The organism is Streptomyces sp. RP5T, assembly GCF_003933965.1.
Lineage (GTDB): Bacteria > Actinomycetota > Actinomycetes > Streptomycetales > Streptomycetaceae > Streptomyces.
Genome location: NZ_RSAJ01000362.1, coordinates 1 through 8,522, shown reverse-complemented (window position 1 = coordinate 8,522; position 8,522 = coordinate 1). Strand labels below are relative to the sequence as shown.

Below are 8,522 nucleotides of genomic sequence, written 5' to 3'. Positions count from 1 at the left end.
CCCGAGCCCGGCCCCGACATCGGCTTGGGCCCCGGCCTGGCTACCCGCCCGAGCGGCATCGACCGGGGCCCCGGCCTGGCCACCTGCCCGAGCTCCGGCTCGGCATCGGCCTGACTGCCCGCCCGAGCCCCGGCTCGCCATCGGCCTGACTTCCGGCCCGGTATCCGGTCGAGCCCGGCCCGGCTACCGCCTAGGTCCGGCGGGTTCCCGGCCCTGCCTGGCATCCGTTTGTGTCCTGGCCCAGCTGGGTGTCCAGGCCTTGGGCTCGGCGCGGGTGTGAGTTTCCGGCCCGGTATCCTGCCGTCCTCCTCCGAGCCTCAGCCTGGTGGCCGGCCCAGCCCCGCAGGGACAATCCGCCCGGCCTCGGCTTGGCCCCCGGCAGCCGCCCACTCGCCCGGCATTCGTCCCGTGATCGTCCGTCGGTCGTCTCCGGGCTCCCCGGCCGTCCCCACAGTTCCGACACTTACTTTCTCTTCCTTCCTCCGGTGCCCCGGCGTACCTTGACGGCCGATCTGATGTGCCGTCAGGAACGAGTAAGGGGAGCGGAACCGTGTCGTACCCGAAACGAACCGCCGCGCTCGCGTCCGTCGCGGCCCTGGCCGGCTCGGCGGTGCTCATGGCCGCCCCCGCTGCCCACGCCGAGGTCGTGAACGTCAACTACCAGTGCAAGACGCCCATCGGCGACAAGAGCGCCGTCTCGCCCATCGACATCAAGGGCGTCAAGAGCGGCAGCGGATACCGGATCACCATGTCCTGGCAGAAGGGCGTCTCCTCCAGCCCGGTCGACCTCGGCAAAGGTGCGATGAACCCGAGTGCCACCATCAAGCTGGGCGGCGCGGACAGCGGGACGATGAGCGTGACCGGCCCCGCCAACCAGGCCGTCGTCCCCGCCAACACCCCCATCAAGATCAACGACCTCACCGGGACGTACACCCCGAAGAAGTCCGGCAAGGTCACCTTCACGGCCGGCGTGCTCACCATCAAGGCGCTCGGTACGACGACGACCTGCACGCCGACCAACACCCCCGGCGCCTCGCTGACCCTCGACGTCACCGCCTCGGGCTCCTCAGGCGGCGCCCGGAGCGACAGCGGCGGCGGCAGCGATTCCGTGGCCCTCCCACAGACCGGCCCCGAGGACTCGGCGATCGCCCTCGGCACCCTCGGCGGCACGGTGCTGCTCGCGGGCGCGGCGGGCACGCTGTGGCTGACCCGGTGCAACCAGGCGGCCCGAGCGCGCCGCTGAGCGGCCCGTTCCGGTCTCGTACGACAGCTGGAGCCGCCCATGAAGCCCGCGCCCGTCACCGCCCGCAACCTGCCGCCGCCCCGCCTGCCCTGCGGTGTGGTGGCGGGCGGCCGCCTGTCTTCAGGGCGGCGGTCGTGGCAGTCGTGTCGGTCGTGGCGTCGTGCGGCCGGCTCCGCGTCGGGCGAATCACCGTGTACGCAAGCCGAGTTGACGGGAGCGATGACGTGAGCCCGAGCGGCAAGGTGCGGTGGGCGGGGCTGGTAGCGGTGTGCGCGCTGCTGCTCGGGCCGCTGGCGGGGACGGCGACCGCGGCGGACGGACCGAGCGTGCAGCTGTCCAAGTCGCAGGCGGGGACGGGCGGTTCGATCACCGTGAGCGGCAGCGGCTGGCGGGCGCGGACGCTGCTGATGATCCTGGTCTGCGGTCAGGCGGTGCCCTCGCGCGGGGTGCCCGGCGGAACCAACTCCTGTGCCAACGCGGACGGACGGGCCGTCACCACGGACGCCAAGGGCCGTTTCAGCAGGAAGCTGCCCGTCGCCGAGCCGCCGGTGCCCTGCCCCTGCGTGGTGCACGTGGCGACCGTGACCGGGGCGAAGGCCGAGGCCGACGCGATCTTCCAGGTGGCCGGGCACGCCGTGGAGCCGTTGCCCGCCCAGACGGACGGCGGGCGGCTGTCGGTCCTCACCGACACCCGCCTCGACGGTTCCGGGGGCCTGCTCACCTGGTTCGGGGCACCCCCCGCCCGCACCCTCGTCTTCACCGTCGGCAACGTCGGCACCGCCGCCGTCAAGAACCCCGTCTTCCAAGTCGGCACCGCGCACGGCGTGTTCGCCCCGCAGTGGGAGGAACAGCAGTGGCGCGGCACGATCCGGCCGGGCGGCAAGGCGCGGATCGAACTGCCCGTCGAGCTCACCGGCGGTGCGCACGGCGAGTACACGGTGTCGCTGAAGTACGGCGGCAAGGTCCTGGCCGAGCAGCCCTGGGGCGTGGGCCGGCCCTGGGGCGTGACCCTGTTCTGGGTCCTGGTCTGCCTGGTCGTGCCGGCGGCGCTGTTCCGTATCGGCATGGCGGTGGTGGACCGGGTACGGCCACGGCCCGCCGGAGGCGTCCGGCGCCGCGGGCTGCGACTGCCCGAACTCGCCCTGCGCCTGCCGGGGTTCAAGCCCTCCACGGCCGCGCACGCGGCCCCCGTGACGTCCACGCTGCCGTGGTTCACCCCGGACGCGGATCCGGGCGCGGCCGGTGGCCGGCTCTCCGCACCGCTCTCCGCACCGCACGACGACAGCCCGACGAGTCCCACGACTCCCACCAGAGAGGGTTCCACGTGAGCATGCGAAGGAGAGTCCCACCGGCCGGCGGGCCGAGAAGAGCGGGCGCGGCCGCCGCGGCGCTGGTGCTGGCCGGGGCGGGCGTGGTGCTCGGCCTCGCCGCCGGGCCCGCCCAGGCCGCGGAGGTGTCGTTCGCGACCCGGTGCGTGCCGCCCGCGGGCGTCGGCCTCGACCCCGTCGACGGCACCACCAAGGTCGAGATCACCGCGCCCGCCGCCGCGAAGGTGGGCGACGAGATCGACGTGGTGTGGAAGTTCACCCAGGCCGCCTCCAAGAACCCGAACATCATCGATCTGCCGGCGAACTCGGTCCAGCCGACCGGCACGTTGAAGGCGGTCGGCGCGCAGAACGCCGACATCGCGATGACCGGCCCGCGCGAGAACCCGGCCATCCCCAAGGGCGGCGACATGGTGCTGTCCGACATGAAGGGCACGCTGAAGCTGACGGCGGCCGGGCAGCTCACGCTGACGCCGGGCGCCTACACGGTGAACGCGATGGGCACGAACACGGTGTGCACGCCGACGCAGACCGTGCCGACGGCGGGCACGATCGACGTGGCCGCGGGGGACGGGACCTCCACACCGACCTCGACCCCGACGCCGACCGACACGGCCACCCCGCCCCCGACGCCGACCCCGACCGACACGGCCACGGCGACTCCGAGCGCCACCTCCTCCGGCGGGGGGCAGACCGACTTCACCGGCAAGGCGGTCGACATCCCCTACACCTGCCAGTCGCCCCTCGGGGAGAAGAAGGCCACCTCGTCGATCCAGATCAACGCCAAGAAGGACGGCGGCAGTTACGGACTGACCGTGCAGTTCAAGAACTCTCCGATGGACAGCCCCGCCGACATCCCCGCGGACTCGGTCAAGCCCTCCATGGAGGTGCTTCTGGGCGGCGACGACACGGGCTCGGTCCACGTCGAGGGCCCCACCAACTCCGAGGTCATCAAGTCCGGCGACCCGATAGAGATCCCGGACATGACCGGGACGTACAAGCCCGGCGCGACGGGTGAGTCGACGCTGTCGCCGGGTGTCCTGACGATCGAGGCGCTGGGCACGACCACGACCTGCAAGCCGGACAGCACGGCGGTCTCCCTGACCCTGACCACCGAGGAGCAGGAGGGCGGCGCCTCGGGCGGTTCGTCCGGCTCGGGCGGGACGAGCGGCACGGGCGGCACGGGCGGTTCGTCGACCGGCGGCGGCCTGGCGGCGACCGGCGCGGACGACCACGCGGCACTGAAGGCGCTGGGCCTGGTGGCGGGCACGGCCGTACTGCTGGGCGGCGCGATCTTCACCTTCCTGCCCGGGCGCAGGAGGCTGTGAGAGCGAGGGAACCGCGATGGCGGCAAACGGACGGGGCGCCGGGATCCTGGTGGATCCCGGCGCCCCGTCCGTTGCGGCGCTCGGTGGTTCAGCGCACGCTGCCCATGAGTTCCTTGACCCGGTTGCGGTACATCCACACCGCGACACCGGCGAGAACGGCCAGCGTCGCCTCCAGGGCGACGATCCCGGTCTTGTTGAGGTCGACCCCGGCGATGGAGAGCAGCCCGGTCGTCGCGTCACCCGCGGTGACGGCGAGGAACCACACGCCCATCATCTGCGAGGCGTACTTCGCGGGGGCCATCTTCGTGGTCACCGACAGACCCACCGGCGACAGCAGCAGCTCACCGACCGTCTGCACGAAGTAGATCGCGACCAGCCACATCGCGGCGGCCTTGTGGCCACCGTCCGCGATGGACAGCGGCGCGAGGAACAGGAAGAAGGACGCACCGACGAGCACCAGACCGGAGGCGAACTTCACGGCCGTGCTCGGCTCGGTGCCCCGTCGGTTCAGCGCCAGCCAGAACCAGGCGAAGACCGGGGCCAGGGCCATGATGAGGACGGGGTTGACCGACTGGTACCAGGACACCGGGAACGTCCAGCCGAAGACGCTGTTCTCGGCGGAGGAGTCCGCGAAGATCGACAGGGTCGAGCCGCCCTGGTCGTAGATCATCCAGAACACGGCCGCGGCGACGAAGAACCAGATGTACGCGGACATCGACTTCTGCTCGGAGCGGTCCAGTTCCTTGTCCCGCTTGATGTTGACCAGGACCATCACCGGGATGATCACGCCGAGCAGGGTCAGCGGGACCAGGATCCAGTTCAGCGTGTAGTGGCCGGAGAAGCCGACGATCGCGTAGAAGACGACGGCGATGCCGGCCCAGAGCGCGGCCTTGCGCAGGGTGGCGGACTTCTCCTCGTCGGACAGCGGCGTCGGGACGACGCTGGAGCGGTCGGCCAGGTGACGGCTGCCGATCAGGAACTGGGCCAGACCGATGGCCATGCCGACCGCGGCGAGCGCGAAGCCCAGGTGCCAGCTGACGTTCTCGCCGATGGTGCCGATGACCAGCGGGGCGGCGAAGGCACCGAGGTTGATGCCCATGTAGAAGACCGTGAAGCCACCGTCGCGGCGGGCGTCGTCCGGGCCCTCGTAGAGGTGGCCGACCATCGTGGAGATGTTGGCCTTCAGCAGCCCGGAACCGATCGCGACGAGGCCGAGGCCGGCGTAGAAGGTGCCCGAGGACGGCAGGGCCAGCGTGAGGTGGCCGAGCATGATCACGGCACCGGCGACGGCGACGGTCTTGCGGGGACCCCATACGCGGTCGCCGAACCAGCCGCCCGGCATCGCGAGCAGGTACACCAGCGACACGTACACGGAGTAGATCGCGGTCGCGGTCGCGGCGCTGAGGTGCAGGCCGCCCGGGGCGACGAGGTACAGCGGGAGCAGAGCCCTCATGCCGTAGTAGGAGAACCTCTCCCACATCTCGGTCATGAAGAGTGTGGCCAGTCCGCGGGGGTGGCCGAAGAAGGTCTTGTCGGAACCGGGGGTGCCCGGAGTCACCGAGTCCTTCGTCAGGCTGGACGCCATGGTCGTTCCTTGCTGGTGGGGATTACCGCACACAAAAGAGACCTTCAGCGACAGATACGCGCCAAAGGTCCCCACGATGCGACAGGCATTGATTCACCATACGACAGGATACTGACGGAAATGGAAGGACTTGAGATGTGAATCACAGGTGGCCATGGAACCGTACAGCTGGTTTCTAAGGTCCTTACGGGATTGGCACCTCATAGTCACAGGTTCACACCAGATCCACGAAAGGTAAGAACCATGGGGTGGTGATCACACCCCAGCATCTTTCGCGAGCGGTCTACCATCAGCTCATGACCCGTGTACTGCTCGCCGAGGACGATGCGTCCATTTCGGAGCCGCTGGCCCGCGCCCTGCGCCGGGAAGGGTACGAGGTCGAGGTGCGGGAGGACGGTCCCACCGCACTCGACGCCGGAATGCAGGGCGGCATCGACCTGGTCGTCCTCGACCTGGGTCTGCCCGGCATGGACGGCCTGGAGGTGGCCCGTCGCCTGCGCGCCGAGGGCCACGCCGTGCCCATCCTCATCCTGACCGCGCGTGCCGACGAGGTGGACACCGTCGTCGGTCTCGACGCGGGCGCCGACGACTACGTCACCAAGCCCTTCCGGCTCGCCGAGCTGCTCGCCCGGGTCCGGGCCCTGCTGCGGCGCGGGGCGGCCGAGCCCGCGCAGCCGCCGGCCACCCACGGGGTGCGGATCGACGTCGAGTCGCACCGGGCGTGGATGGGCGACGAGGAACTCCAGCTCACCGCAAAGGAGTTCGACCTGCTGCGGGTCCTGGTGCGGGACGCGGGGCGGGTGGTGACCCGGGACCAGCTCATGCGCGAGGTCTGGGACACCACGTGGTGGTCGTCGACCAAGACGCTCGACATGCACATCTCCTGGCTCCGCAAGAAGCTCGGCGACGACGCGGCCAACCCGAGGTACATCGCGACGGTACGAGGCGTGGGCTTCCGCTTCGAGAAGAGCTGAACCCCGGGTATCCCTCGGGGTGTCCGTCTGGCAGGTAAGAGGACATGCGCCGTCGACTGATCCAGTCCACGCTCGCCGTGGTGCTCGTGGTGATCGCCGTCTTCGGCGTCTCCCTCGTCATCGTCGAGACCCGCACCATCAGCAACAGCGCCCAGGAGCGGGTCGACTCCGAGGCGATCAGGCTGGCCGGGATCGTGGACAGCCGGCTGTTCGCGGCGGAGGACGTGACGGCGGAGATCCTGCGCGACCAGGTCGCGCAGGAACGGTACGCCGTGATCCGGATCCCCGGTAAGGACCCGATCGAGGTCGGCACCAGGCCCACCGGCGAGGTCATCAGCTCCACCGAGAAGGGCGAGGAGGGCGAGACGGTCACCGTGCGGGAGCCGCGCTCCTCGGTGACCCGCGAGGTCGGCCGTACGCTCCTGATCATCGGCCTGGTCGCCCTGCTCGCGGTGATCGCCGCGGTGCTCCTCGCGATCCGCCAGGCCAACAAGCTGGCCTCGCCGCTGACCGACCTCGCCGAGACCGCGGAACGCCTCGGCTCCGGCGACCCGCGCCCACGGCACAAGCGGTACGGCGTCCCCGAGCTGGACCGGGTCGCCGACGTCCTGGACTCCTCCGCCGAGCGCATCGCCCGCATGCTCACGGCGGAACGGCGCCTGGCCGCGGACGCCTCGCACCAGCTCCGCACACCCCTGACCGCGCTGTCCATGCGCCTTGAGGAGATCACCCTCACCGACGATCCGGACACGGTGAAGGAGGAGGCGAACGTCGCGCTGACCCAGGTGGAGCGGCTGACGGACGTGGTCGAACGGCTCCTGACGAACTCCCGCGACCCCCGGGCCGGCAACGCGGTCACCTTCGACCTCGACGAGGTCATCCAGCAGCAGCTCGCGGAGTGGCGGCCGGCTTACCGCAGCGCGGGCCGGGCGATCGTCAGCTCCGGCAAACGGCACCTGACGGCGGTCGGCACACCGGGAGCCGTGGCCCAGGTCCTGGCCGCCCTGATCGAGAACTCCCTCATGCACGGCGGCGGCACGGTGGCGCTGCGCACCCGCGTCACCGGCAACCAGGCCGTCATCGAGGTCACCGACGAGGGCCCCGGCGTCCCGGCCGACCTCGGCGCCCGCATCTTCGAGCGCACGATCAGCGGCCGCAACTCCACCGGCATCGGCCTCGCGGTCGCCCGGGACCTCGCGGAGGCCGACGGCGGCCGCCTGGAAATGCTCCAGGCCCAGCCCCCGGTCTTCGGCCTGTTCCTCTCCCGCACCCCCCTGAAGCCGACCGCGCCGGACGACGACGAGCCGATGGTCCGGTGAGCCACGCGGGCTGAGCGGGGCTTTCTCGTCCCGGTACGCGTCCGGAGCTGTGCTGGGCCCGGTCTCCGGTGTTCGGTCGTTCGCGCACCGTGCGGACGGTGAGCCGATGGTGCGGTGAGCTGAGCGGGCTGGGCGGGGTTCCCCGTGTCGGTACGGCATCCCGGCCGGGCCCGGCCGACCGTCCGGAGCTGTGCTGGGCCCCGTGTTCGGTCGTTCGCGCACCGTGCGGACGGTGAGCCGATGGCCCGGTGAGCCGCGCGGGCTGAGCGGGCTTTCTCGTGTCGCTGTGGCAGTGGCTGCGCTGGTGTGGCGTCCTGGCGGAGTGAGCCGGGCGGCCGCCTGCAGTTGCTCCAGGCCACGCCCGCACGGGAGCCTGGAGTCGCTCCAGGCTCGGGCTGAGCGGGCGGTCGGCCGTCTGGAGCTGTTCCAGGACTCGGTCGCCGGTGTGCGTCGGGTCATCTCCCGGCGTGCTGCCCCTGGGGCGGCATTCTCGTGGAGCTCCGGGGCGCCACCTGGCGACGGGACACCTCGGCTGAGTGCCGGTCGGGGAAGTGGCGGGCGGGCCCGGCGGTCCGGGGCCGTGCGGGGGCTCAGCCAGCCGTCTTTGGGCTGTGTCTCACCCGCGCGCCGCTGAAGTGGGCCGTGTTCGGGTCAGAGGGCCCGTTGCCGGGCGCGGGACGGCTTGGGGGGCCGGGCCTCCTCCAGGAAGGACTCCGCGCTCGCCACCGCCTCGCGGGCGGGGAGGGTC

6 protein-coding genes are annotated in these 8,522 nt (G+C 71.4%); 5 read left to right on the top strand and 1 reads right to left on the bottom strand.

Features of this window, described 5'->3' with window-relative positions; translation table 11 throughout:
* Window positions 1-550 precede the first annotated feature (550 nt).
* The 3 genes from EHS43_RS29730 (at window position 551) to EHS43_RS29720 (ending at window position 3,896) form a co-directional block, all read left to right on the top strand.
* The gene (locus EHS43_RS29730) at window positions 551-1,243 is read left to right on the top strand and encodes an LPXTG cell wall anchor domain-containing protein (RefSeq protein WP_125193810.1); all 693 of its coding nucleotides are present in this window, start codon (window positions 551-553) and stop codon (window positions 1,241-1,243) included.
* Between the two features lie 224 nt (window positions 1,244-1,467).
* Window positions 1,468-2,571 carry a hypothetical protein gene (locus EHS43_RS29725; RefSeq protein ID WP_125193809.1) on the top strand — a complete coding sequence of 368 codons (1,104 nt, stop codon included), beginning with the start codon at window positions 1,468-1,470 and terminating at the stop codon, window positions 2,569-2,571.
* Between the two features lie 2 nt (window positions 2,572-2,573).
* A complete protein-coding gene (locus tag EHS43_RS29720) occupies window positions 2,574-3,896 on the top strand; it encodes a hypothetical protein (RefSeq protein ID WP_260470773.1) in 1,323 nt (440 codons plus the stop codon).
* A gap of 88 nt (window positions 3,897-3,984) precedes the next feature.
* On the opposite strand, the gene EHS43_RS29715 is transcribed toward EHS43_RS29720, so the two are convergent.
* Window positions 3,985-5,481 (bottom strand): oligopeptide:H+ symporter, encoded by a 1,497-nt coding sequence (locus EHS43_RS29715; protein ID WP_125193808.1) that lies wholly within the window; start codon window positions 5,479-5,481, stop codon window positions 3,985-3,987.
* 296 nt (window positions 5,482-5,777) lie between these two features.
* On the opposite strand from EHS43_RS29715, the gene EHS43_RS29710 reads away from it, so the two are divergent.
* Entirely contained in the window at window positions 5,778-6,455 is a 678-nt protein-coding gene (locus EHS43_RS29710) for a response regulator transcription factor (protein WP_007382513.1), read from the top strand.
* 44 nt (window positions 6,456-6,499) lie between these two features.
* On the top strand, window positions 6,500-7,774 hold the full coding sequence (locus EHS43_RS29705; protein ID WP_125193807.1) for an ATP-binding protein: 1,275 nt from the start codon (window positions 6,500-6,502) through the stop codon (window positions 7,772-7,774).
* Window positions 7,775-8,522 lie beyond the last annotated feature (748 nt).